The following is a 26048-nucleotide window of genomic DNA, read 5'->3' as shown; positions in this document are numbered from 1 at the left end:
CGCTTCGCATATGCTTGAATCTGGGATTGAAATGGAGGTGATCCGCACATTTCTCGGCCATTCCTCGGTGTATACCACATCTCTGTATGCTGTCCTGTCACAGCAAAAGATGGACAGAGATTTAAAAAACTGGTCTTCAAAGTGGTTCCCTGAAACGAAAGCCGAAAATGAGACACATACAATAAGCAATGTTCCTGGTTTTCTAAAATAAATATAAACCGAAGATTATTCGAGGAGATTGAGTGACAGCATTGGATTCCCCTAATATTTTTGCTATTTCCTCGAATAATCTAATCCAAGGAATAATTTGCAGTGGTTTCCATTTACAAAAGCTGCCATACAAAGTATAATTCTTTTATCAAATAATTTATAAAAGAGAGGCGCGAGAGTAGAATGGCGAAGTTAAACAGTAAAAAGAATATTGCAAAATCGAAAATTTTAACATATATGCTGACGTTTGGCAAAACCTCAAAGGTAGAACTCGCAAAGGAATTAAATCTGAGTATGCCGACTGTTCTTACGAATGTAAATGAACTGATGGAGCTTGGCGTGCTGGAAGAAGTGGGAGAATATGAATCCACAGGGGGCAGAAAAGCGAGAACAATTGCAATCAAGAAGGATTATAGATACGCTGTCGGTGTGAACATTACTGCAAATCATATAGGAATCGTGCTGGTGAATATGGCCGGAGAAGTGATCAAGAGTGAGCGGAAAAGAGAGGCATTTTCGCCGGATATCGAGTACTACAACCGGCTGTCAGAGCATATACAGAGTTTTTTGTCGGCGGAAATCAACCGGGATAAGGTGCTGGGTATCGGCTTTGCACTGCCGGGAATCATCCAGTCGGATGAGCGGATCCTCGTGAAATCACACGCATTGAAGCTGGAAAGCTACAGCTTGAAAATGATTGAACAGATCTCGCCATTTCCTGTACATTTTGAAAATGATGCAAATGCCGCTATGATGGCGGAGGACACGGAATTTACGAAAAATGCCGTTTATCTGTCCCTTAACAATACGCTGGGAGGGGCAATCTGCATCCACGGAAACCTGTATGCAGGACAGAACAAGAAGGCCGGAGAATTTGGACATATGATTTTAGTGCCGGGGGGAAAACAGTGCTATTGCGGAAAACAGGGCTGCGCAGACGCGTATTGCGCGACTAGCGTGCTGACTGAAAATGGAAAAAAGAGCCTGGAGGATTTCATGTCCACACTCGGTCATGACAAAGATGCAGATCAGAGGTGGCAGGACTATCTGGAGAAGCTTGCGATTTTGATCTCGAATCTTCGCATGGCATACGATACAGATATCATCTTAGGCGGAGAGATGGGTGGATATCTGGCAGAATACGGCATGGAACTTGGGGAAAAGATATTCCGGTATAATTTGTTTGACGGAGATTTGAGTTACTTAAAGTATTGTACTTATAAGAAAGAAGCCTCTGCGGTCGGCATGGCGAAACACTTTTTAAAAGAATTTGTGACAGAAGCATAAGACAAAATAATAGAAAAGAGACGAAAAACGATGAGCTGAGTGCTTGTCGTTTTTTTGTGCTGAATGAATGCCATTCGGCGAATGTCCATCATCGAACAACGAAGTTGTGAGATGGTGGAGCAACGAAGTTGTGAGATGGTGGAGCAACACAGGATCGTGCAGGGGCTGTAGGATTGTTTAGGTAAAACTGCACAAAAGTCACAAGGCGAAATTGTGTAAATAAGTGAAAATAAAATTATCTATTGACATTTCTGGCTTTATGAACAATAATGTAATTACTTTAATAAAACGATTTATAAAAGATATTACACAACAAAAACAAACAAAGCAAACAGAAAAATGAAACAAGGAATTCAAACAACAAGAACAGCAAAAGCAATGGTAACCAGAAACAATGCCAACAACCAAAATTCAAATCAGGAGGAAAAAACTATGTTGCAGCAAATTATGACAAAACCAGGAGAAATCATTTTTAAGGAGGTTCCGGTCCCGGAAGTGAACGCGGATCAGGTGAAGGTGAAAATCATGAACATCGGTGTCTGCGGGTCTGACATCCATGTGTATCACGGCAAGCATCCGTTTACCTCATATCCTGTGACGCAGGGACACGAGGTTTCCGGGGAAATCGTGGAATTGGGGAAGGCTGTGACAGAATTTCAGGTGGGACAGAAGGTGACGATTGAGCCGCAGGTATACTGCGGGGAGTGCTATCCGTGCCGTCACGGAAAATACAATCTCTGTGAAGAACTGAAGGTCATGGGCTTTCAGACAACCGGAACCGCATCTGAGTTTTTTGTGGTAGATGCGTCCAAGGTGACACCGATTCCAGAAGATATGTCGTTTGAAGAGGGCGCAATGATCGAGCCTCTTGCGGTTGCGGTCCACGGAGTAAAGCAGGTGGGAGATGTGACCGGAATGAACATTGCAGTGCTGGGTGCAGGTCCGATTGGCAATCTTGTGGCACAGGCGGCAAAGGGAATGGGAGCAGCCAGGGTCATGGTCACGGATGTCAGTGATCTTCGCCTGGAAAAAGCGAAGGAGTGCGGCGTCGATGTCTGCGTGAACACCAGGGAGACAGACTTTGGAGAGGCCATGGTCGAAGCCTTCGGGCCGGACAAGGCGGATGTGATCTATGACTGTGCAGGAAACAATATTACCATGGGGCAGGCAATCAAGTATGCAAGAAAAGGAAGTACCATCGTATTGGTTGCTGTCTTCGCCGGAATGGCAGAAATTGATCTGGCTGTGGCCAATGATCATGAGCTGGATATCAAAAGTACGATGATGTACCGCCACGAGGATTATCTGGATGGAATCCGCCTCGTGAATGAAGAGAAAGTACATTTGAGACCAATGATTTCAAAAACCTTCAAATTCAAGGATTATCTGCAGGCTTACAAATACATCGATGATAACCGTGAAACCACAATGAAAGTAATCATTAACGTACAGGAGAAATAGATGGAAAGCGAAAATAAAAATATAAAGGTGCCGCTGATCAGCAAAATAGCGTACGGCTTTGGAGATGTCGGCTGTAACTTCAGTTGGATGTTTGTCAGTAATTTCTTAATGATATTTTATACAGATGTATTTGGAATCAGCATGTCTGCTGTGTCTGCGCTGATGCTGTTTTCCAGATTCTGGGATGCGATCAACGACCCCATCGTCGGGGGACTGACGGACAAGACCAAATCCAGATGGGGACGTTACCGTCCATGGCTGCTGTTTGCGGCTCCGGCCACCTCTCTGTTGCTGATCTTGGCATTCTGGGCTCACCCGGACTGGCCTGCCACGGCGAAGGTTATCTATATGGTAATCACTTACTGCTTGCTGGTTTTGGGCTATACCTGTGTAAATATACCGTATGGTACACTCTGCGGCGCCATGACACAAAATATCGATGAGCGCGCAAAGATCAACACATCCAGATCTGTGGCAGCGATGATCGCCATCGGAATAATCAACATTATCACCGTACCGTTGATTTCCCGTCTGGGTGCCAACAGCGCAAAAACCGGATATTTGTCAGTAGCGGTTATTTATGGATGCATATTTGCGGCCTGCCATTTCTTCTGCTTTGCAAAAACCAAAGAAGTCGTGATGATGCCGGAAAAAGAGAAAATCTCTATCAAAGTACAACTTCAGGCAGTACTGCAGAACCGCCCCTATCTGCTTGCACTCATCGGTCAGGTTCTATTCGGATTTACCTTATATGGAAGAAATGCCGACGTTTTATATTATTTTACATATGTGGAGGGCAGTGCATCCTATTACACCACCTATGCGATGTGCATCATTATTCCGTCCATTATCGGTGCAGCCTGCTTTCAGCCGGTGTTTAAAAAGACCAATAACAAAGGACGTACCGCATCCATTTTCGCATTACTCACAGGAATCTGTATGCTGGCCTTGTATTTCTTCAATATAAAAGAAAGTGCAGTTATGTTCTATGCACTGTCCGCGTTGACACAGTTCTTCTTTTCCGGATTTAACACAGCGATTTATGCAATCATTCCGGATTGCGTAGAGTATGGGCAGTGGAAGACGGGGCTTCGCAATGACGGTTTCCAGTATGCATTCGTATCCCTTGGAAATAAAGTGGGGATGGCGATCGGAACGGCACTCCTTGCAGCACTTCTCGGAAAATTCGGATACGTTGCAAATCAGCCCCAGAACGATGCTGTGCTTGCTGTAATGAAGCATTGCTTCAGCACGATTCCAGGTGTGCTGTGGATTGCCACAGCGATTGTCCTGTTTTTTTATCGACTGAACAGGAAACGTTATAATGAGATTGTGGAGGATTTGAAAAACGGAAAAAGAGGTTAATATAGTCGCCCCGGGAGAACCAGAAAGAATGTGAACGTAGCTTTCATAAAATTCCGAAATGGAAACAAAATTTTCAGACAAAGAAAATTTTGTTTCCATTTCGGAATTATTTTATTGCCTGCTTTTCAAAACGGCATTTTGCAGAAAGCGTATGGAAGAAGGAAAAAATTACTTGATTTTGGGCGTTTTTAGAGATTTTTATAGTGATTTTCCATAAATTGTCGTATAATTATTACATATACGAACGCCAGATCATATTAAACTGATAAATGTAATCAAGGCGCGATCACCTGCGGGCGGTGCCCTATTCGGCATCACAAATAATAAAAAACAAAATGGAGAACCGGAAATGATGAACAAAAGGAAACAGGAACGGGGTTATGCCCACGGCCTAAAACAAATTCGCCATGCGCTGGTTATTGAAATCATCCTCGCTCTGTGCGTTGCATCGGCAGTTGTTTTCGTAGGGCTGGACACACTGGCGAAACAGACCAACCAATATGCTGCCAATATCAATACGGATTATCATGCTACGGTGGACGGGTATATTCATGAATACCAGATGATGTCCATTGAAATCAAAGAAAAACTAAAGGAAGATCCGTCCCTGGAGGAGATGAGCCAGTGGCTTATGAGCCGGGATGAGGTTTACAAAAATGCGGCTGGCGAGGAGGTGTACCGGGGGATCGGATTATCCTATAAAGGGGCTGTGATTAACAGCTGGAACGGAGTAAACCGGTCAATGGATCCGACCAGCCGTCCGTGGTATCAGAAGGCTGAGGCGGCAGGTGGAGACATCGTGGTCGTTTCCCCGTATATTACCTATGAAGAAGGCGGGAGTGCAGGAATGATCGTCATGGGCATTGCGGAGAAAATAAATGAAGATGTGACGATTGTCTATGACATTAAAAACACCGGATTAAAAAAGATGCTCGCCAACCGGGAGCTGATCTATGACGACACACTGATGCTGCTGTGCGATGACCAGGGGTATATTTTAAGCAGCAGTGATGCGGACCAGTTCGGGCACAATGTGTTTACAAAGGACGAGGTCATAAGTGCTGATTTCAGTGCGCAGATGGCCGGATTAACGCAGTCTCAGAACAAACTGCATTTTACGCGTATTGACAATACATGGATGGTTGCCTCGGCGACTACCAATGAAGACGGACTTCTCTTCTTTAAGATGATTCCAATAACGTCAGTGTTTGTGCAGGACTTTCTATTTATCACCATTATTATTATTTTAGTCACAGCGTTCCTGATCGGTCTGTATTGCCAGAATAAGCAGCGGCTGAAGGAGTTCCAGCGAAAAGACGAACGCCTTACCTGCATCACCAATGCGTCTTATGACGAGAGGGTCTATGTAGATATTGAGACCATGGAATTTTATGGAAATGAATGGGCCGATGAAAGCTGCGATACAGATCAGTACGCGGAACTGTTCAAAAAAGTCCGAAGTCGTGTGGCAAATCAGAGTGACCAGATAAAATACGACAGCTTTCTTTCCGAAAAAGCACTCAAAAGTGCCATGGATAAGATGTATAAGATGGAATCGGAGCAGTTCACCGTAAAATGGCCGGATCCGGAGACAGGGGAAGAGAAGGAGGCGGTACTGGAGATCAGCCGGCTTGCCTCGGAAATTGACAGAAGACCGGTTGTTGGAATTTTGTTGAAGGATGTGACAGAAAGTGCGGAGGTGCTGAAGGACGCATTGAAGCATGCGGAGAGTGCCAGTCAGGCGAAAGGTGATTTTATGTCCCGTATGAGTCATGAGATCCGCACACCACTCAACGCGATCATTGGCTATATGAGCATTGCACGAGACGAGAAAACCGATGCGAAGAAGGTCGCGCATTGTCTGGATCAGTCGACGGTTGCGGCAAGGCATCTGCTTTCCATTGTCAACGATATCCTGGATATTTCATCTATTGAGAGCGGCCGGATGAAGCTGGAGAAAACAGACTTTGACCTGACCCAGATGATTCATTCTCTGACTACTATTTTTTATGGGCAGGCAAAGGAGAAAAATGTCCAGTTTAAAGTGGAACTGGAGGAGCTGACAAATGAATGGGTAAACGGAGATCCTCTGAGGGTAAATCAGATTTTGCTGAATCTTCTCTCGAATGCCATTAAATTCACACCGGAAAACGGGGCGGTGACCCTGATCGTAAGACAGATGGAAACCATACAGGATAAGATTCATCTGCAGTTTCGGGTGGTTGACACAGGAATTGGAATGAGCAGGGAATACATGGATCGGATATTTAAGCCCTTTGAACAGGAGGATGCGTCCACCGCGAGAAATTATGGTGGAACCGGTCTCGGACTTTCCATCAGCTACAATCTAGTGCAGATGATGGGTGGGAAAATTGCTGTCGCCAGTGAGCCGGGAAAGGGAACTACATTTACGGTGATGCTGGCCTTTGATCCCACAGAGACGCAAAGGACAGGACAGCTGCCCACGTTAAGCTTCAGCGATGTCAGGGTGCTGGTTGTCGATGACGAAGTGAGTGCCTGCGAGTATATTAAGAAGCTTCTCGAGCGCTGCGGTGTGAAATGCGACACCCAGAACGTCGGGAAAAAGGCGGTACGCAGAGTCAAGAACCGCCTGGAAACAGAGCATCCTTATGACATGTGCATCATTGACTGGAACATGAGCGAGATGGACGGAGTGGAAACTGCGAGACAGATCCGGGCACTGTGCGGAGCGGAAATGCCGATTATCGTCGCCACTTCTTACGACTATTCGGCCATTGCGGATGAGGCAAAAGAAGCGGGGGTCAACCGTATCATTGCGAAGCCGCTGTTCCAATCCACGTTGTTTGATCTGCTGATCAATACTTTTGGAAAATACGAACCGGTACAGTCTAAGGAAAAGAAGGCCGTTGACTTTAATGGCATGAAGGTGCTGCTGGCAGAGGACAATGCCATGAACATGGAGATCGCGCTGGATATTCTCCGGAAGGCAGATATGGATATTACGCCGGTGGCAGATGGAAAAGAGGCGCTGGAGACATTCGTGGCGTCCGAAGAAGGAACCTATAAAGCAATTCTCATGGATATACAGATGCCGGTGATGGACGGATACGAGGCGACGAAGGCAATACGAAAGAGCGGCCATCCACAGGCGGAGACCATCCCGATTATAGCCATGACAGCGAATGCATTTACGTCGGACGTGACGGAGGCGCTGGCGGCTGGTATGGATGATCACATCGCAAAGCCGATCGATTTTGAACGGTTGTTTGACACGTTGTCCAGACTGGTGAAGGAATAGAAAGAGGATACGAAGTGATAAGAAGACGAACAAAACCAATGATAGCCATAATTTTCTGTCTCATAGCAGTCATGGCCATGACGATGGATGTGCACGCGGAAGATGAAAAATCAGAGCAGCGCACCGTGCGCGTTGCATTCCCAGCCCAGGGGAATATGGGAGAAATCGGTGAAGGTGGTGATTTGACAGGCTACAATTACAACTACCTTCAGAAAATTGCGGAGTATGCGGGATGGAAGATTGAGTACATCACATTTGAAGATATGTCTGCCGATGAGGGCATCATGAAAGCGATGGAGATGGTCATGAATGGAGAGGCGGATCTGATCGGCCCGATATTGGACGGTGAACAGGTCCGGGAGATGTTCGAATTTCCGCAAAATGAATATGGGGTGGTCTACACCACGCTCTGCGCACTGGAAAAGAGCGATATCACGTCTGTGAATTTCCAGCATATCAAGCCGCTTCGCGTTGCGGTGTACGAGAAGGCAGCCCAGCGAAATGCGGAGGTGACAGACTATCTGGAACTGCTCGGAATTGCATACGAACTGGTGCCCTGCGATACGACAGCGGCGCAGCTCGAAGCCCTCCATGAAGACCGGGCGGATGTCCTGAGCAGTATTACATTAAGCTTCTTTGATGGGACGCGCGCTGTTGCGCAGTTCGCACCGCGCCCGTACTATCTGGTATCGACACCCGGCAATCAGGAACTTATGCAGGAACTGGACCACGCAATTGAGATGCTCGATTATGCCGAGCCGTATATTCAGGAGCAGCTTCAGGAGGAGTTTTTCGGGGATACATCCGGGGACAACATTCTGACAGATGATGAGCAGCGGTATATGGATGGCTGTGAGTCTCTTCATGTGCTCTGCGCATCGGATTATGCGCCATACTGCAGCGCGGCAAGCAAGGGTGAGCCGGCGGGGATGCTGATTTCATTGTTTAATGATTTTGCGAAATCTAATCAGATCGCGATCGACTATAAGGTCTGTGAGGAGATCAATGAACTGGAGAAGGAATGGGAATCGGGGAAATACGATTGTCTGATCGGCGTTCCCCTATCCTCTGAATATTGTGCACAGAATAAAATTATTCAGACATCCTCAGTGATTTCGACAGAGGTCGTGATATTCGGGAAACCACAGACAGATAAGAAAATGGAAGACAGCACGGTGGCGGTATTCGAGCGGCTGGCGGGGCAGGTGAATCTCTCGAATTATGCAAAGGTGATCGAATATCCGTCCATTGAGGCGTGCTACAAAGCCGTTGAAGACGGAACGGCGGATTATGGATGTGCGAACCGCCTCAGTGCCGATTATCAGATATTTGACCGCCATTCGACCTTTGTGACAAACCCCTTATTCGGAGAGGAACTGAATCTGAGCATCGGCGTTTCAAAATCCATGGATTATCATTTTATTTCTGTGCTGAACAAGTATATTCATGCCCTGCCAGATGCAACCAAGACGGGCTATCTCAGTGAGGCAACCCGTCATGTGGAACATCAGGGGATCAATAATTTTATACACACACAGCCGGTGCTGGCAATCGTTTTTTTCACGATCATCGGAGTGTTGATCATAAGTTCTGTCATGCTTGCAGTCAATGTCGGCAAGAACAAAAAACGAAACCTGGAGCTCGAGCGGGCCAATTCGGCCAAGACCGATTTCCTGTCGCGTATGAGTCACGACATCCGGACGCCGATGAATGCGATTCTGGGGTTCGCAGAGTTAGGGCAGCAGGATGTGGAAGATCCGGAAAAGCTGAAGGAGGATCTGCAGAGAATCACCTCATCCGGGCAGTTCCTGCTGGGGCTTGTCAACGACATTCTGGATATGACGAAAATTGAAAACAAGGCAATGGAGCTGCAGCCCGAGCCGTACTCAAGGAATGAGTTCGAGGAGCAGATCCGGGCACTTATTATCCCGCTCTGTGCGGCAAAAAATCAGCAATTTGATATGATTTTGACGGATGATGTACCAAAGTGTGTGCTGACGGACAAGCTCCGGTTCAATCAGATCTTCTTTAATCTGTTGTCAAATGCGGTGAAATTTACGGATGAAAACGGGAAAATAGAACTTCAGGTGGAAAATCTGGAAGAAAAGACTACAGAGGAAGGCGTCTGCAGCGTGGTTCGTTTTATCATTTCCGACAACGGAATCGGGATGAGTGAAGAATTCCAGAAATCCATGTTTGAAGTCTTCTCACAGGAGCATCAGCATATTTCCGGAAAAGAGGGGACCGGGTTAGGACTTCCGATCGTGAAGAGCCTTGTGACGCTCATGAACGGAACAATCGAAGTGGAGAGTAAGATCGGTGCGGGAAGTAAATTTATTATCGAACTTCCGCTCACTCACTGCGAGATTCCGAAGAAGGAGGAGGGCCCCAAAAAAGCTGCCAGATATCAGGCTCTGGAGAATAAAAACATCCTCCTCTGCGAGGACCACCCGATCAATACACGGCTTGCTTGCCGCCTGCTGGAAAAGGTCGGTGCAAACGTGACGTGTGCATCGAACGGGCAGGAAGGGGTAAACATTTTCATGGAATCGCGGGAAGGATACTTTGCCGCGGTACTCATGGACATTCGCATGCCGATCATGGATGGACTGAAGGCCGCAAAGAAAATCAGAAACCTGCAGCGCGGGGATGCGGCGGCCATTCCGATCATCGCCATGACGGCGAACGCGTTTGACGATGACCGCAGAGAGACGAAAGAGGCGGGAATGAACGAGCATTTGTCAAAGCCGATCGCGCCGGAGAAGTTGTACCAGGTGCTGATCGAGTATGTGTAAGGTTCGATCCAAAAGGAGAGCATGTATGCGGCGGATTCACTGTTTGTCGACTATCAGATGGCGACGAATGCGCTTCAGGGAATATACATGCTGTCTCTAAAGGAAAAAAATATGGAAAAGGTACGTATGGTCGTGAAAAAACAGGAGGAACTGGCGAGGTTCTTTGAGATGGGACGATACTATGAGGCATCCTGTAGACTGGAACTTGCGACTATGGAGAAGGATGCGGACACCGTGATCGAAACCGTGCAGGAGATGCTCTCGACACTGGGAGATATCGGCAACTTTTCAAGATCTCCATTGTATGAGCACATGGAGTTTAAAGAGATGAGAGCAGAGTTTGTGGAAGAGATGAGGCAAACTCTGCTGAAAAGCTTTCGGGAGGGTGAGGCTTATGACTTTTTAAAGGGCGATGCAAGATGGAAGGAATTGATCGCCTGATTTAAAAATGCGGCACAGCCTGCCGTGATTGAAGAAAAGATATGCCTACGGATATTCACACTAAAACACTGGTATAATACCGAAAAGGGCTGTATAATAAATGTATAAAATCGTTGAAAAAGTATAATTGACAGATATCTTTTGCAGAGAGATGGAGACTTGGCAGAGGGGGGCAATAAATGCAAAAACAAAGACGGACGAAGTCTGTTATGACACAGCAGGATAAAAAAGCTTTTATTGCTGAGTTCAATCAGGCAGTCGAAGGAGAAGAAATCAAATTATTTTTACAGCCCAGATTTGATATGCATGACGGATATGGCAGGAAGACCGGAGAAGTATACGGGGCAGAGGTTCTGAGTCGGTGGGAACATCCTCAGAAGGGCCTGTTGACGCCAAAGGATTTTCTGCCGCAGTGTGAAGAATGTGATCTTATGGGCAGGCTGGACTATTATGTCTGGGAACACGCCTGCATGCTGCTTGCAGAGTGGCAGTCCCGGGGGCTTCCCCTGGCGAAACTGTCGGTCAAGGTGTCAAAGGACAGCCTGTACAATTCGAAAATATGCGACCAGCTCCTGCGGTTGCTGGCGGTCTATAAAGTGCCGAAAGCGTGCCTGCAGCTGGAGATTGAGGAGGACTCGCTCCGGGAAGACATTTACCAGGCACAGGAGGCAATACATTATCTGCATGAATCGGGATTTACAATTATCCTGGATGATTTCAGCTACGGCTGTTCCTCGGTCAGCGCCCTGAATCAGATCGATGTAGATATTATAAAAGTGGATATGAAATTTTTCTGTACCTCCAATCGGGTAGGAAAGGGTGAGGTGATTCTTGCGGGAATCATAAAAAGCGTAAGCTGGCTTGGGATAAAGGTTCTGGCGGAGTGTGTGGAGACGGAGCAGCAGAATGAATTTGCGAGGATGAGAGGCTGCGATGTGGTGCAGGGATTTTTCTTTTCGAAGCCGGTGCCGGCCAGCAGGTTTGAGGAGAGCATCCTGCGGGGCGGGGAGCCGGTCAAGGAAAGTGTGGAAATTGCCGCGAAGGCACAGGAACCGGCAAACGATCTTACGATTCTCGTTATTGATGACACGGAGATGGAACGCGCGCTACTTGAGAAATATTTGAAAAATGATTTCCACATTCAACTGTGCGAGAGCGCGGAGGAGGGGCTGGATTATCTGAAGGATTTTAAGAACCAGGTAAACTTGATTCTCGTAGATTATATGATGCCCGGAATGAATGGAATAGAGTTTCTGCGGTTCTGCCAGCTGGACGAGAGACTGAAGAGTATTCCCAAGATCATGATCACATCAAATGAACGGGCGAAGGATCAGGTACAGGCATTTCGCGCGGGGGCTTACGATTATCTGCTGAAGCCGCTGCTGCCGGAGCTTGTGCAGGTCAGGGTCCGGCATGCCATGGAATTGAACCATAAGCTTCAGGAAACAGAGCAGGAAAAAAAGAAATATCAGCATCAGGCGGAACTGGATAAGCCCACAGGGATATGGAATAAGACTACATTTCAGAATTATGTTGAGAGAAGCCTGTCCCGGGAGAAAGCGGGGCAGGGCGCCTTATTTGTGATAGACATCGATAATTTTAAGCATGTAAATGATACGCAGGGGCATCTGATGGGAGATGAGGTGATCAAGCTCATCGCCTTGAAGCTGTCGTCCTGTTTTCGTGCCACGGATCATGTGGGACGATTTGGCGGTGACGAATTTACCGTATACATGACGAGGATGTCGGATAAAAAAATCGCGGAGAAAAAGGCAAAGGAAATCCTGGAGATGATAAACGGTGAGTGCCAAAAACAGCTGGAAATACTTATTACGGTCAGCATAGGCATAGGACTGGGAGAGCCGGGGGACAGCTTTGAACAATTGTTTGCACGGGCAGATGAGGCCCTTTACCGGGCGAAAAACACAGGGAAAGGGAAATTCATTCTCGCAGAATAAAACTGTTTCCTTTATCTTTACCAGATTTTCGTTGTCCACTCGGTGCAGTTCCATACATCGCTGACCAGTCCGTCATAAAACTCCGGCTCATGGCATACCATCAGAATGCTGCCCTTATATGCCTTCAGCGCGCGCTTCAGTTCCTCCTTGGCATCCACGTCCAGGTGGTTGGTGGGCTCGTCCAGCAGCAGGATGTTGGTCTCCCTGTTGATCAGCTTGCAGAGACGCACCTTGGCCTGTTCGCCGCCGCTGAGCACCCGAACCAGACTCTCGATGTGCTTGGTGGTCAGCCCGCACTTGGCGAGGGCTGAGCGCACCTCGTATTGGGAGAGGGAGGGAAACTCGCTCCAGATCTCCTCGATGCAGGTGGTTCTCACAGACTGGTCCATCTCCTGTTCGAAATAGCCGATGCCAAGATACTCACCCAGTTCCACAGAACCTGAGAGCGGCTTGATCAATCCGAGAATGCTTTTTAACAGGGTTGTCTTTCCGATTCCATTGGCTCCGACCAGCGCAATCTTCTGTCCGCGCTCCATCTCCAGATTCAGCGGGGAGGACAGGGGTTCATCATAGCCGATGACCAGATCTGAGGTCTGGAAAATATAGCGGCCCGGTGTCCTGGAAAAACGGAAATTGAACTCCGGCTTTGGTTTCTCGGAGGCCAGTTCGATCACATCCATTTTGTCCAGCTTTTTCTGCCGGGACATGGCCATATTCCGGGTGGCAACTCTTGCCTTGTTCCGTGCAACAAAATCCTTCAGATCTGAAATTTCTTTCTGTTGTTTGTTGAAGGCAGCCTCCAGCTGTGATTTCTTCATGGCATAGACTTCCTGAAATTTGTCGTAATCGCCCACATAGCGGTTCAGCTCCTGATTGTCCATGTGGTAGATCAGGTTCACGACACTGTTCAGGAACGGGATGTCATGGGAGATGAGGATGAATGCATTCTCATACTCGTTCAGATAGCGTTTCAGCCATTCGATGTGCTCGGCGTCCAGATAGTTGGTGGGCTCGTCCAGCAGAAGGATATCCGGTTTCTCCAGAAGCAGTTTCCCGAGCAGCACCTTGGTGCGCTGCCCGCCGCTCAAGTCAGTCACATCCTTCTCAAGTCCGATGTCCTGCAGTCCAAGAGCGCGTCCAATCTCATCCACCTTGGCATCGATCATATAAAAATCGTGCATGGTGAGCAGATCCTGAATTGTTCCGAGTTCCTCCATGAGGGATTCCATCTGATCCGGACCGGCATCCCCCAGATGCTCGCAGATCTCATTCATCCGGCGCTCCATTTCATACAGAAAATCAAAGGCGGAGGAAAGTACATCGCGGATGCTCATTCCCTTTTCCAGGGCAGTGTGCTGGTCCAGATAACCCACACGTACATTTTTGGACCACTCTACAGTGCCCTCATCCGGCAGGAGTTTGCCCGTGATGATATTCATAAAGGTAGACTTTCCCTCCCCGTTGGCACCGATCAATCCGATGTGCTCGCCCTTGAGGAGGCGGAAGGACACGTCCTTGAATATAGCCCGGTCACCAAATCCGTGGGACAGGTTTTCAACATTTAAAATACTCATAAAAAAATCCTTTCTATATGTAATGAAATCAATGATGTGAGTGATCATTTACGTTCCTTAAACAGATCCTGATTTCTGACAGGCCCTGTGTGCAGGTAAAATCGTAAAAAGTATATCACAGGGAAGAACGGTGCGTCCACAACTTTCCCTTCAAATTGTTAAAACAGCGGCCGGGATTTTTGATTTCGTTGTTTTATATGAATAATGATAGTGTTATAATGAGTATATATCTGACTGAACGAATTTTAATGGAAATAATCAAAAAGGAGAGAACTTGATGCAAAAGAATCATAAAAAGAACCTGCTTGCATTTTTAGCAGAAGTGATCCTGACGCTCACAATCTGTTTTGGTATCGCCTTCAGTTCATACATGGGATTATCCGCGAAGGCAGAGAATTATGCTGCGAGGGTATTCCAGAGAGAGTTCCTTTTTGTGCTGCTCCTCGCCGGGGTGCTGATCGCGATTGAGACCGTGTTCTATCTGCGCAACCGGACGCGCCTGCAGGAATTGGAGATGCGTGACCACAGGTTGTCGGCCATTACGGATGCCATGTTCCAGTGGCAGGTATCGATCGACCTTGAAACGATGATGGCAACCTCGAATACACTTCCGGAACCGGTGCCGTATGAGCAGTTCTATGGTATGTGCATTCAGGCAGCTGTCGGGGCACAGGACATTTGCGCGCTGGAAATCAATCTGTCTCCGGAGGCAATCCAGGCGATTGATCCGGGATCCCGGATGGAAGGCATCCGCGTAACGGTTCAGGAACCCAATGCGGTGGGAAGTGTGGAAACCCGGGTTCAGGAAATATTTGTCATGATTTCCCATTTGGGACACAAACGGACGGCCACGATCCTGTGCAATGATATCACAGAGAATGAGCTGGAGAGAAATCAGGTCATGCGATCTGTGGGCAGCCAGTTTGCCGCCGTTGTGGTGTGCAACGTGAAGACCAGAACGTATGAGCTTCTGTATGCGGAGCAGGAAATCGCAGAGCGGATACACGGAAAAACATATATGGAATGTGTCAGCAATATCGCGGAGGATTTTATGATGCCGGAATATAGGGATCCCTACATACATACTCTGGAGATCGGATTGAACACGAAATCCCGCGAAGCCAAAGGAAGAGAAGTCATTGTTCGGATGAAGAACGGAAAGTGGTGCTCTGTCACTACATTTAAGAGCATCGGATTCGCGGAGAACCACTTGTTTATTCAGTGCATTTCCCATGCGGATGAGCAGATGCAGCAGCAGGAGAATCTGAAGGCGGCACTTCGCGATGCGGATACGGCCAACCGGTCAAAGACTGCGTTTTTGTCGAGGATGAGCCACGACATGCGCACGCCGATGAACGCGATCATTGGACTGTCGGCACTGACGCTGGACGAGGCGAAGAACCCGGCGGCTGTACGGGACAATATGACGAAGATCCGGAGCGCCAGCGATTTCATGCTGGGGCTGGTCAATGACATTCTGGATATGGCCAGGATCGAGGACGGCTCGGTCGAATTTCATAAGGAGCGGTACACGTACAGGGAGTTTCTGATGAACATGAGGACCATGTTCCAGGCGCAGTGCGAGGAAAAGAAAATTGCGCTGGATATAGAAGAGTCGAAGCTTAATCCGGTTATTATAGTAGATAAGATCAGAATGAATCAGATCTTTTTTAATATTTTCTCCAATGCGGTGAAATATACACTCCCCGGAGGAAAGATCACTTACAACACGAACAATCTTCAGATACATGATCAGGTATTGTCGGTGGAGTTTATTATTTCAGATACCGGAATCGGAATGACGCCGGAATTTCAGGAGCATCTGTTCGAGCCCTTTACCCAGGAGGATGAGAGTGTGACGCCGGAGCTGCAGGGAAGTGGACTGGGGCTGAGTATCACGAAGCAGCTGGTGGATCTGATGGGCGGAACCATAAGGATTGAGAGTCAGAAAAATGTGGGGACCACCGTCACGGTAAGTCTGAGCTTTGAGCTGGTGGCAGCGGATTTTAAAGAGACTGTGGTGATGCAGGAAAAAGAGAACAGTGATTACGCATGTCTTGTGGATAAAAATGTACTTCTGGTGGAGGATCATCCGTTGAACGCGCAGATTGCCAGAAGGTTACTGGAAAAGAAGCATATGCGCGTGATCCATGCGGAGAACGGAAAAATGGCGGTGGAGAAATTCAATGCTTCGCCGGAGTTCGGCTTTGACGTGATTCTTATGGATATCCGTATGCCGGAGATGTCAGGGCTGGACGCGACCAGGGCTATTCGGGCGCTGGCGAGAGCGGACGCTGCGGAGGTGCCGATTATTGCCATGTCTGCCAACGCATACTGCGAGGATGTGAATAAGAGTCTGGAGGCCGGAATGAACGCGCATCTTGCGAAGCCTGTGGAACCGGGGAAACTCTTTGACACGCTGGAGGAAATTGTTTTGAGGAGATAAGACTCTGGGAGGATTGAATGAATACGACATGTCAAAACCGATTGAGCCGGTTGTTGTATGACTGATCCTGTGATAAAATAGTAGCGTTATGAGAATTATCTGGAATCAGTATCAGAAGCTGAGAACTGAGAGCTGAAAACATGTGACTATGCAGTTACGCTGCCAGCTGCATGTTATGAAACAAAACATAAAAATTGACGAGAGGAAGAAAACAAATGATAAAAATTCAGGAATACCGGGGACATATCCGAAATTGGGAAACACTTTGCAGAGAATTGGGGATCGACACATCTCTTTCAAGGGAAGAGCGGGAAGGGGCGATCATTGTAAAGGCATACGAGACATGGGGAAATCAGATGGCCGGCCATCTGCACGGTATGTTTGCATTTGCACTGTGGGACGATGAGGCAAAGAAGCTGTTCTGTCTGAGGGATCAGTTTGGAACAAAGCCGTTCTACTACTATGAGACGGCGGACGGAGATCTGCTCTACGGCACATTTATCAGAGACATCATGAAGCAGCCGGGCTTTGTAAAAGAGCTGAACGAAGAGATGCTGCAGCTGTATCTGAGCCTTACATATGTGGCGGGTGAGAATACATTTTTCAAGGGTCTGAAGAAGCTGATGCCGGGGCGCTATCTGACCTGGCAGGACGGCGTGTTGAAAATCGAACGCTACTGGACACCGGAGTTTCATCCAGATGAGAGCAAGTCTCTGGAGGACTGGGCAGACGAGATTCATACAACATTAGGAGCTATCATGCCTGAGGTAAAGACGGCGGACGAAACGGCAGAGTCCTTCCTGTCGGGTGGTGTGGATTCTTCTTACGTGCTGGCTATGTCCGATGTGCAGACCACCGATTCCTGCGGCTATGAAGAGGAGCGGTTCGATGAGTCACATTTGGCGCGCAAGACTGCGGATATTCTGGGGCGCAGGAGTATGCGGCGCGTGATTACGCCGGAGGAATATTTTGCAGAGGTTCCGTATGTCATGTACAACATGGAGCAGCCGCTGGGCGACGCTTCGGCGATCGTGTTCTCCATCGGATGCAAGGCTACGGCGGAGCACACGAAGATCTGTTATTCCGGAGAGGGCGCGGATGAGTTCTTCGGCGGCTACAATATGTACCGCAATGCAGAGCGCTACGGCGAGAATCTGAAGACGTTTTATGTGGGCAACACCAACATTATGAAAGAGGATGAGAAGAAACGTATTCTCAAAAAATACGATCCGGACGTGCTCCCAATCGAGGTAGCAGCGAAGATCTACGAGGAGACCGAAGGACTGGATCCATTGTCCAAGATGTCTGATGTGGATATTCAGATCTGGCTGGAGGGCGACATCTATCTCAACGTGGACAAGATGAGCACCGCGGCAGGGCTGGAGATTCGCATGCCGCTGACCGATACCCGAATCTTCGACATCGCATCCAGAATGCCATCGAAGTACAAAGTAAATGAAGAGCAGAACAAGGTGGCGTTCCGTACCGCAGCGGCCAGAGTCCTTCCGGACGAGATTGCATTCCGCAAGAAGCTGGGATTCATCGTGCCGATCCGTATCTGGATGGCAGATGACCGCTACAATCAGGATGTGCGGGAGAAATTCCACAGCGACATGGCTGCGAAGTTCTTCAATATGGATGAGATCAATGCGATATTCGACTCCTATGTTGGCGGAGAGTCTGACAATTGGCGGAAGGTGTGGACAATCTATACATTCCTTGTGTGGTATGAGGAGTATTTTGTGAAACGGTAAGGAGAAGTGAAGAGTACTAGATTTAGACAGCTGACATGCTCTGATTCATAATCAGTGCCAATTCAAAAATTAATATATGCAGAGTCCCGTTTATAGGACAACTCAAATGATAAAGTAGAGTTAAGAAAAGAAATCGAAAAATCATTTAAGAAGGAGAACGGGGCATATGAAAGGATATATAATTGGAGACGGATACATGGGGTATGTAAATGGAAACTATATGTTGTTTGCCTGCGAAGCAGATTACGTGGACTATGTAAGTGAGTAGAAATGATCATACAAAGTAAAAGAAGCAAGCGGTTATTTACCGATTGCTTCTTTTAATGCCCGTGCCAGCTGATCTGGGCAGGATGTGCCCTTGAACCCGCACTGGATTCCGTCTATTCTGGTAATGGCGTCTTCTACGTTCATGCCTTCAATGAGGCGGGCTACGCCCTGTGTGTTGCCGGCGCATCCGCCAACAAATTCAACAGATTTGATGATGTCTCCGTCCAGTTCAAAATTAATCTGACGGGAGCAGACACCCTGTGGTGTGTATTGCATAATGAGTCCTCCAAGATGATGTAAGGGTCAAAAGGTATTTTGACCCTTGATACCTACGGATTATTCCGCACTTCGTGCTTCCATAATCCTAAAAACAAAAGTAGTATATCATATTTCCGTGGAACAAAACAGGAGTTTTTAAAAATATCTTATACATATTTCCTATAATATTTATAGGAAATATGTATAATAATATTGTTGAATGGTATTGCGCAATTCAGACTGATGCATGTATAATAAAAAAGATACTAAAATATTATGCAATAAATATGAGATTACAGAACAACCTCATAAGGAAAGGGAGAAGTTATGCAAAAGAAAAAACTCACACGTACGTTAGCGGTTCTTCTGAGTGCGGCGTTTGTACTGTCCGGATGTGGTGCTTCAGGCAGTTCATCTGACAGCAGCTCAGGAAGTACGGCATCCACGGCATCTACATCCACCGGGACGAAGGATGTGCTGAACCTCGCAATCACAGCGAATCCACCGACATTGGATTCACACATTTCAGATTCAAATATTGCGGCTGAGATTGCCATGAATATTTATGAGCCATTGTTTGCAATGAATGCAGATTATGAGCCGACAGCTGTTCTGGCAGATTCCTATGAAGTGAGCGATGATGGTCTTGTCTACACGATCAAGCTTCGTCAGGGAATCAAGTTCCACAACGGAGACGAGATGAAAGCGGACGATGTCGTGGCCTCCATGACACGCTGGTTAAGAGTATCCTCCAAGGCCAATGCACTGCTTGACGGTTCCGTATTTGCCAAGGTGGACGATTACACCATCACACTGACCGTGCCGCAGGCAACCTCAGATGTGCTGCAGATCCTCGCAGGACCGGCACAGTTTGCGGCAATCTACCCGCAGTCTATCGCGGAGAATGCTTCAGACGATGGAATTACAGAATACATCGGAACCGGTCCATATAAATTTGATGACTGGAAAAAAGATCAGTATGTGCAGCTTGTGAAAAATGAAGATTACCAGTCACCGAAGGGAGAGCCTTCCGGATTCACAGGAGAGAAGACAGCTGCGACACCGACATTAAAATATATAGTGGTTACAGATGATGCGACCCGTGAGGCTGGTCTTAAGACCGGAGAATACGATTCAGGAGAGGACATTTCCCAGGAATTTTATGCGGAGATGGCAGAGGACGACAGCCTGAGCATCGCGACGAGAGCTTCCGGCTCACTGAATCTGTTCCTGAACACGACACAGGGTGTCCTCAAGGACGAGAAGATCCGCCAGGCGGTACTGGCAGCGCTCAACAGCAAGGATATCATGGCGGCAAGTATCGGGGATGAGAACTTCTATACTCTGGATCCGGGCTGGTTCAACGAAAGCAATGCGCAGTGGAGCAGCGACGCAGGAAAAGAGTACTATAATCAGAATGATCCGGACAAGGCGAAGAAGCTTCTCGAAGAGGCTGGCTACAACAATGAGAAGATTGTCCTGGTGACGACACCGGACTACAATGAGATGTACAATGCAACACTGGTAGTACAGGAAGAACTTCGGCAGGCAGGCTTCAACGCAGAGGTGGAGAGCTACGACTTCAATACATTCATGGAGCACAGAGCGGATCCGGCGCAGTTTGATATGTTCATTACAAGCAACGGCTACAACCTTCTCCCGGTGCAGTTGTCTGTGCTGACAGCCAAATGGGCAGGTCTGGATACTCCGGAGGTGTCAGAAGGAATCAAAGCAATCCGTGGTGCGGCAAGTGATGAGGATGCTTCTAAAGCGTGGGATGACCTTCAGCTCTATCTGTACGAATATGGTGCGGCGAGTGTGCTGGGCCACTACAGTGACATGGTGGTAACGACATCGAAGATGCAGAACTTTGAGTACTTCCGTTATCCGGTTTTCTGGAATGCGACAGTATCCCAATAGGAACGGATAATCTGAGCGTATTTGACTGAATAGCAACAGTAATGTTTTTGGCGGCAGGTATTCCTGTCGCCAATTCGACTATAATGAAATAGGAGGAATATATATGCCATCTTATATTCTAAAACGTATTTTATCACTGATCCCTGTCTTTTTCGTAATGTCAGTGGTTATTTTTCTGGTGGTTTACCTGATTCCGGGAGGTCCTGCGGCATCCCTGTTGGGGATGGAGGCATCCCAGGATCAGATCAATGCTCTGAATACAGAGCTGGGCTTTAACCGCCCGTTTCTTGTACAGTACGGGGACTGGGTCATGAATGTTTTAAGGGGAGACTGGGGAACATCCTATCTCCTGAAGCAGCCGGTGCTGCAGGCAATCGGGGAGCATTTTGCACCGACCATGAGCCTGGCAGTCTGTGCGGAAATCTTCACACTGATCTTTTCGATTCCATTTGGAATACTGGCAGCGTACAAGCATGGGACAACCGTTGATACGGTGACGGTATCCGTCTCCATGGTGGGGGTTGCAATTCCGGGATTTCTTCTGAGTATGTTCTTGATGCTGCTCTTCGGAGTTACGTTAAAGTGGCTGCCGGTTGCAGGGTATGCGGCAATGAGCGAGGGCTTCGGACAGCATCTGCGTTACCTTCTTTTGCCGGCTATCTCGCTTGGAGTGGCGCAGGCAGCTTATATTACGCGAATGACCCGTTCTTCCATGATGGATGTTCTGTATATGGGCTACATTCGGACGGCGCGCGCAAAAGGGGTCAGAGAGAGTGCGGTAGTATTTAAGCACATGCTGAAAAATGCGGCACCTACCATCTTGACTGCAATCGGACAATCCTTTGGCGGCCTGATCACGGGAACCATCGTCACAGAGACACTGTTCAATATTCCGGGACTTGGCATGCTGATCATCAGTTCCATCAACCAGAGGGATGTGTTCGTGATCCAGGGCGTGGTATTGTTTGTCACATTGGTATATGTTCTGGTCAATCTGGTGGTGGACCTCACGTATGGACTGGTCGACCCGCGGATTCAAATGGGAAAGAAATAAGGAGGGAGGTACTTATGGCAGCAGCAACGACATCTGAAGTAAATAATAAGATATTAAAAGAACAGAAAGAAATCCGCCGGGAGAACCTTCTGACGAACAGCCGGCTGATGATCGGTTTCCTGGGATTTGTGTTCATTGTTCTGTGCGCAGTTCTGATCCCTATGTTCTCTTCGGTCGATCCGAATGAGATGGAGATATCCGCGCGTCTGACACCCCCGAGTCTGCATCATATATTCGGGACGGATGAGTTCGGGCGTGACTTGTTTATCCGTGTACTGTACGGGGCGAGAGTGTCCCTGTGCGTGAGCAGTCTGGTAGCGGTTCTGTCCGCGATCATCGGGACGATCATCGGAATCTACGCCAGCTTTTTCAAGCTACTGGATCACATTCTGATGCGAATCTGTGACGGACTGATCGCCATTCCGGGAATGCTTCTGGCAATCGCGCTGATGGCAGCCTTTGGAAATACCAGCTGGACCGTGGTCGTGGCCCTCACCATTGTGTATACACCGAGTGTGGCGCGGATGGTCAGAGCCAGTGCATTGGTGACCAAGGAGCAGACCTTCGTGGAGGCGGCGAAGGTGCAGGGGGCGAGCAATGTCCGCATCCTGTGTAAGCTGATTTTCCCGAGTGTCATCTCTCCGCTGATCGTGCAGGCATCCTTTATATTTGCACAGTCCATCATTGCGGAGGCTTCGCTGAGCTTTCTGGGTGCGGGAATACCGGCACCGGCAGCCAGCTGGGGGAATATCCTGCAGGCCAGCAAGACCGTGCTTACCAAAGCACCGTGGACAGCAGTATTTCCGGGAATCATCGTCATTCTCTGTGTGCTCTGTCTGAACCTTCTGGGAGACGGGCTGAGGGACTACCTTGATCCACATATGATAGGGAGGCGGAAATCCAAATGAAAAATGTAGAAAATCAATCACAGGTTTTATTAGAGATAAAAGACCTCCGGGTTCTGTTTCAGGGAAGAAAAAAACTTCTGCCGGCGGTGGACGGTGTGAATCTGTCTATCCGGCAGGGTGAGATCGTGGGAGTCGTGGGCGAGTCCGGTTCCGGTAAGAGCGTGATGTCGCAGACCATTTTAAGACTGAGGGAGCACGAGTCCGAGGTTCAGTACGAGGGGAGCATCCTGTTCGACGGGCAGGATATCTTGAAGCTTCCGCTTGCGTCTATGAGCAAGATCCGGGGAAACCAGATTTCTGTCATATTCCAGGATCCACTGACTTCTCTGAATCCGGTCTATACCGTTGGAAATCAGATGAGTGAGGTTCTGATGCTGCACAAGAAAATGTCGAAGCAGGAGGCGAGGGAGAAGAGCATAGAACTGCTGAATCTGACTGGGATCCCAAGTCCGGAGCGGTGCATTAAGCAGTATCCTTTTGAGCTGTCGGGAGGGATGCAGCAGCGAGTGATGATTGCGATGGCGCTGGCCTGTGAGCCGAAGCTCCTGATTGCGGATGAGCCGACGACGGCGCTGGATGTGACCATTCAGGAACAGATTCTGGATCTGATTGTGGAATTGAATAAGAAGCTGGGAATGTCGGTGCTGTTCATCACTCACGATCTGAGTGCGATGGCGCAGCTATGCCACAGCGTTCGGGTAATGTATCTGGGGCAGATCGTGGAAGAGGCGGCGACGGCGGAGCTTTTCGCCTGTCCAAGCCATCCCTACACCAGAGGACTGCTGAGCTGCATTCCACGTCTGGATACAGACCGGGAGGAGGAACTGCCGGTCATACCGGGTGTGGTCCCGCCGCTTACGGATGTTCCGGTGGGATGTCACTTCTGTACGAGATGTACGCTGGCCGACGAAAAATGCAGGGAAGAAGAGCCGCCCGTGACAGAGGTTACGCCTGGGCATAAGGTGAAATGCTGGAAATACGGTCAGACAGAAAAAGAAAAGGAGGCGGTACAATGACAAAGCCATTGCTGGAAATAAAAAATCTAAAAAAACAGTATCCGATCTATGGACCAATGGGAAAGATGTTCCGTCCGAAGACACATATGAATGCAGTGGCAGGTTTATCGCTGGAGATTCATGAAAAGGAAACCTACGGACTGGTGGGGGAGTCCGGCTGCGGGAAAAGTACCACTGGACGCTCCATCGTGAAGCTGGTTACGCCGGACGAGGGGGAGATTTTGTACCAGGGTTCGGATCTGCTGAAGCTGTCGAATCGGGAGTATAAACCGCTGTGCAGGGATCTGCAGATGATCTTTCAGGATTCGCTGTCATCCATGAATCCGCGCCAACGGATCGGCCAGATTCTGGAGGAACCCCTGATCATTCACGAGATGGGAGATGCGGATGAACGGCGCCGCCAGGTCATGGAGATCCTGACCAAGGTAGGACTGTCGGAGGAATACTTTTTTCGCTATCCACATGAGCTCTCCGGTGGGCAGGTACAGCGTCTGGGAATCGCGCGGGCTCTGATCATCAAGCCGAAGCTGATCATATGTGATGAGCCGGTCTCTGCATTGGACGTTTCGATTCAGGCACAGATTCTGAATACGCTGACGTCTTTGCAGAAGGAGATGGATCTGAGTCTGCTCTTTATCTCCCACGATATCGGTGTGGTGCGGTATATTTCAAAGCGGATCGGGGTCATGTATCTGGGAACACTGGTCGAAGAGGCAGACACCGAGGAACTGTTCGCCAACACGCTGCATCCATACACGAAGGCCCTTCTCGCCTCCGTGCCCGATTTCAGTGTGGCAAAAAAACGGGAAGTGGTTTTAAAAGGAGAGCAGCCGGTGAGGACAGATGAATTTCGGGGATGTGTGTTCCACACGAGATGTCCTTACGCCACGGAGAAATGTAAGACAGAGCAGCCAGAGCTGCGGGAGATTGCACCGGGACATAAGGCGGCCTGCCATCTCTGCGAAGGAGCGGGCAATGCGTAAATGTATCGTCGGAATTGCGGGGATTCTGATCAGGGATGATCAGGGAGTGCTCCGCGACTTTATCAGTCAGGAATATATACGCTGTCTGGAAAAGGCGGGGGCTGGTGTCCTGATCCTTCCGGTGCAGAAAGAAATCCCGGAGCAGATCTTCGCGGTGTGCGACGGGTTCCTGTTTCCGGGAGGGTGGGACGTGGAGCCTTCCTTCTACGGACAGGAGAAGGACCCGCGGGTCAAGGAGACGCTGGGGGAACTGGATGAATTTCAGCTGCGCCTCGCCCGTGCGGTGCTGGAAAAAAGAAAGCCGCTACTGGCAACCTGCAGAGGTTGCCAGATTTTGAATGTTGCCATGGGCGGCACGCTCTTACAGCACATAGACGGCCACGAGCAGACCGGTGAGCGGGGCGGTATGGCGCACAGAATCTCGGTGGAAAAAGGCAGTGCACTGCACCGGATGCTGGGAGATGGATGCGAGATCAACAGCTTTCATCACCAGGTCATCGGGCAGACGGCACCGGGCCTGACAGTCAGTGCGCGGGCGGAGGACGGCGTCATCGAAGCGGTGGAAATCTGCGGTTACCCCTACGGAATCGGGGTGCAGTGGCATCCGGAGGTGACGTATGCGAAGTCGGAGGAAATGAAGGAGATATTCGAGACATTTGTGGCGGCATGTGAAAGCAAAATCTGAAACATCGATGCAGTATGCCCTGATAAAACGATTAATGGTAACTGTTCAGAACTCCATTAGTTAAAGATGATATCGGAATTCCCTAAAAGGGCTTCTCTGATTGCTGTAAAAGCATTTATTCCATGCTTATGAGCAGTCCCAATATAGCTCATGATTGTAAGATATTCCTGTGCGCCTTCCTCACTGCGAAAACATCCTGAGACCTTGGTTTTAACCTTAATCATGCGCAAATCACGTTCCGCAAGGTTATTATCAAACGGAACACAGAGATTCTTTATAAATAAGCAGACTGATGCCTTGTAATTCACAAGTCTGTCAATTAGATTTAGTACCTTGGTCTTTTTCTTTCGACCACGCTTTTTGGTTGTGACTTCTGGTAAAGGATT

Annotated in this window: 18 protein-coding genes and 1 pseudogene; 16 read left to right on the top strand and 3 right to left on the bottom strand. The window is 48.5% G+C overall.

Annotated elements, in window-relative coordinates; translation table 11 throughout:
* The 8 genes and pseudogenes from BUB85_RS21865 to BUB85_RS16010 form a co-directional block, all read left to right on the top strand.
* Positions 1 to 211 (top strand): annotated as a pseudogene (locus tag BUB85_RS21865) (tyrosine-type recombinase/integrase); the annotation flags it as partial.
* Between the two features lie 182 nt (positions 212 to 393).
* Positions 394 to 1497: an ROK family transcriptional regulator gene (locus tag BUB85_RS16045; protein ID WP_073112354.1), complete on the top strand. Its 1104-nt coding sequence runs from the start codon at positions 394 to 396 to the stop codon at positions 1495 to 1497.
* Positions 1498 to 1929: 432 nt separating this feature from the next.
* Entirely contained in the window at positions 1930 to 2958 is a 1029-nt protein-coding gene (locus tag BUB85_RS16040) for a zinc-dependent alcohol dehydrogenase (RefSeq protein ID WP_073112352.1), read from the top strand.
* Positions 2959 to 4323, top strand: coding sequence for an MFS transporter (locus BUB85_RS16035; RefSeq protein ID WP_073112350.1), 1365 nt, complete (start codon positions 2959 to 2961; stop codon positions 4321 to 4323).
* A gap of 349 nt (positions 4324 to 4672) precedes the next feature.
* On the top strand, positions 4673 to 7603 hold the full coding sequence (locus tag BUB85_RS21030) for a hybrid sensor histidine kinase/response regulator (protein ID WP_084534085.1): 2931 nt from the start codon (positions 4673 to 4675) through the stop codon (positions 7601 to 7603).
* A 14-nt stretch (positions 7604 to 7617) separates the two neighbouring features.
* Complete coding sequence (locus BUB85_RS16020; protein WP_143160754.1) at positions 7618 to 10398, top strand: ATP-binding protein; 2781 nt, start codon at positions 7618 to 7620, stop codon at positions 10396 to 10398.
* Positions 10399 to 10419: 21 nt separating this feature from the next.
* Positions 10420 to 10839 (top strand): hypothetical protein, encoded by a 420-nt coding sequence (locus tag BUB85_RS16015; protein ID WP_073112346.1) that lies wholly within the window; start codon positions 10420 to 10422, stop codon positions 10837 to 10839.
* A gap of 179 nt (positions 10840 to 11018) precedes the next feature.
* Complete coding sequence (locus BUB85_RS16010) at positions 11019 to 12797, top strand: EAL domain-containing protein (RefSeq protein WP_073112343.1); 1779 nt, start codon at positions 11019 to 11021, stop codon at positions 12795 to 12797.
* A 17-nt stretch (positions 12798 to 12814) separates the two neighbouring features.
* Here the strand turns inward: BUB85_RS16010 and BUB85_RS16005 are convergent, their stop codons facing one another.
* Positions 12815 to 14371, bottom strand: coding sequence for an ABC-F family ATP-binding cassette domain-containing protein (locus BUB85_RS16005; RefSeq protein WP_073112358.1), 1557 nt, complete (start codon positions 14369 to 14371; stop codon positions 12815 to 12817).
* A gap of 277 nt (positions 14372 to 14648) precedes the next feature.
* Here BUB85_RS16005 and BUB85_RS16000 point away from each other — a divergent pair, with 277 nt between their 5' ends.
* Positions 14649 to 16817, top strand: a complete 2169-nt coding sequence (locus tag BUB85_RS16000) for a hybrid sensor histidine kinase/response regulator (RefSeq protein WP_073112340.1) — start codon at positions 14649 to 14651, stop codon at positions 16815 to 16817.
* Between the two features lie 215 nt (positions 16818 to 17032).
* Positions 17033 to 18571, top strand: coding sequence for an asparagine synthase (glutamine-hydrolyzing) (asnB, locus tag BUB85_RS15995; protein WP_073112338.1), 1539 nt, complete (start codon positions 17033 to 17035; stop codon positions 18569 to 18571).
* A gap of 300 nt (positions 18572 to 18871) precedes the next feature.
* On the opposite strand, the gene BUB85_RS15990 is transcribed toward asnB, so the two are convergent.
* Entirely contained in the window at positions 18872 to 19114 is a 243-nt protein-coding gene (locus BUB85_RS15990; protein WP_073112335.1) for a TIGR03905 family TSCPD domain-containing protein, read from the bottom strand.
* A 309-nt stretch (positions 19115 to 19423) separates the two neighbouring features.
* On the opposite strand from BUB85_RS15990, the gene BUB85_RS15985 reads away from it, so the two are divergent.
* The 6 genes from BUB85_RS15985 (at position 19424) to BUB85_RS15960 (ending at position 25662) form a co-directional block, all read left to right on the top strand.
* Positions 19424 to 21016, top strand: coding sequence for an ABC transporter substrate-binding protein (locus BUB85_RS15985; RefSeq protein WP_073112333.1), 1593 nt, complete (start codon positions 19424 to 19426; stop codon positions 21014 to 21016).
* 103 nt (positions 21017 to 21119) lie between these two features.
* Positions 21120 to 22070 carry an ABC transporter permease gene (locus tag BUB85_RS15980; RefSeq protein ID WP_073112330.1) on the top strand — a complete coding sequence of 317 codons (951 nt, stop codon included), beginning with the start codon at positions 21120 to 21122 and terminating at the stop codon, positions 22068 to 22070.
* Positions 22071 to 22084: 14 nt separating this feature from the next.
* Positions 22085 to 22978, top strand: a complete 894-nt coding sequence (locus BUB85_RS15975; protein WP_073112328.1) for an ABC transporter permease — start codon at positions 22085 to 22087, stop codon at positions 22976 to 22978.
* Positions 22975 to 23994 (top strand): ABC transporter ATP-binding protein, encoded by a 1020-nt coding sequence (locus BUB85_RS15970; RefSeq protein WP_073112326.1) that lies wholly within the window; start codon positions 22975 to 22977, stop codon positions 23992 to 23994. Before BUB85_RS15975 ends, BUB85_RS15970 begins: the two co-directional genes overlap by 4 nt.
* Positions 23991 to 24977, top strand: coding sequence for an ABC transporter ATP-binding protein (locus tag BUB85_RS15965; RefSeq protein WP_073112324.1), 987 nt, complete (start codon positions 23991 to 23993; stop codon positions 24975 to 24977). Before BUB85_RS15970 ends, BUB85_RS15965 begins: the two co-directional genes overlap by 4 nt.
* Positions 24970 to 25662, top strand: a complete 693-nt coding sequence (locus BUB85_RS15960; RefSeq protein WP_073112321.1) for a gamma-glutamyl-gamma-aminobutyrate hydrolase family protein — start codon at positions 24970 to 24972, stop codon at positions 25660 to 25662. Before BUB85_RS15965 ends, BUB85_RS15960 begins: the two co-directional genes overlap by 8 nt.
* 56 nt (positions 25663 to 25718) lie before the next feature.
* On the opposite strand, the gene BUB85_RS15955 is transcribed toward BUB85_RS15960, so the two are convergent.
* Positions 25719 to 26048, bottom strand: a 330-nt coding sequence (locus tag BUB85_RS15955; protein WP_143160724.1) for an IS66 family transposase, incomplete at its 5' end; no start/stop codon positions are given.

The organism is Hespellia stercorisuis DSM 15480, from assembly GCF_900142165.1.
In the GTDB taxonomy this organism is placed as follows: Bacteria; Bacillota; Clostridia; order Lachnospirales; family Lachnospiraceae; genus Hespellia; species Hespellia stercorisuis.
The sequence above is the reverse complement of the archived record's forward strand: the minus strand, read 5'-3'. Positions and strand labels throughout refer to the sequence as shown.

What these genes read in the sequence shown, in the direction of transcription:
- BUB85_RS16045 (WP_073112354.1), top strand. Translation starts at nt 394, where the DNA reads ATGGCGAAGTTAAACAGTAAAAAGAATATTGCAAAATCGAAAATTTTA.
- BUB85_RS16040 (WP_073112352.1), top strand. Translation starts at nt 1,930, where the DNA reads ATGTTGCAGCAAATTATGACAAAACCAGGAGAAATCATTTTTAAGGAG.
- BUB85_RS16035 (WP_073112350.1), top strand. Translation starts at nt 2,959, where the DNA reads ATGGAAAGCGAAAATAAAAATATAAAGGTGCCGCTGATCAGCAAAATA.
- BUB85_RS21030 (WP_084534085.1), top strand. Translation starts at nt 4,673, where the DNA reads ATGATGAACAAAAGGAAACAGGAACGGGGTTATGCCCACGGCCTAAAA.
- BUB85_RS16015 (WP_073112346.1), top strand. Translation starts at nt 10,420, where the DNA reads ATGTATGCGGCGGATTCACTGTTTGTCGACTATCAGATGGCGACGAAT.
- BUB85_RS16010 (WP_073112343.1), top strand. Translation starts at nt 11,019, where the DNA reads ATGCAAAAACAAAGACGGACGAAGTCTGTTATGACACAGCAGGATAAA.
- BUB85_RS16005 (WP_073112358.1), bottom strand. Translation starts at nt 14,371, where the DNA reads ATGAGTATTTTAAATGTTGAAAACCTGTCCCACGGATTTGGTGACCGG.
- BUB85_RS16000 (WP_073112340.1), top strand. Translation starts at nt 14,649, where the DNA reads ATGCAAAAGAATCATAAAAAGAACCTGCTTGCATTTTTAGCAGAAGTG.
- asnB (WP_073112338.1), top strand. Translation starts at nt 17,033, where the DNA reads ATGATAAAAATTCAGGAATACCGGGGACATATCCGAAATTGGGAAACA.
- BUB85_RS15990 (WP_073112335.1), bottom strand. Translation starts at nt 19,114, where the DNA reads ATGCAATACACACCACAGGGTGTCTGCTCCCGTCAGATTAATTTTGAA.
- BUB85_RS15985 (WP_073112333.1), top strand. Translation starts at nt 19,424, where the DNA reads ATGCAAAAGAAAAAACTCACACGTACGTTAGCGGTTCTTCTGAGTGCG.
- BUB85_RS15980 (WP_073112330.1), top strand. Translation starts at nt 21,120, where the DNA reads ATGCCATCTTATATTCTAAAACGTATTTTATCACTGATCCCTGTCTTT.
- BUB85_RS15975 (WP_073112328.1), top strand. Translation starts at nt 22,085, where the DNA reads ATGGCAGCAGCAACGACATCTGAAGTAAATAATAAGATATTAAAAGAA.
- BUB85_RS15970 (WP_073112326.1), top strand. Translation starts at nt 22,975, where the DNA reads ATGAAAAATGTAGAAAATCAATCACAGGTTTTATTAGAGATAAAAGAC.
- BUB85_RS15965 (WP_073112324.1), top strand. Translation starts at nt 23,991, where the DNA reads ATGACAAAGCCATTGCTGGAAATAAAAAATCTAAAAAAACAGTATCCG.
- BUB85_RS15960 (WP_073112321.1), top strand. Translation starts at nt 24,970, where the DNA reads ATGCGTAAATGTATCGTCGGAATTGCGGGGATTCTGATCAGGGATGAT.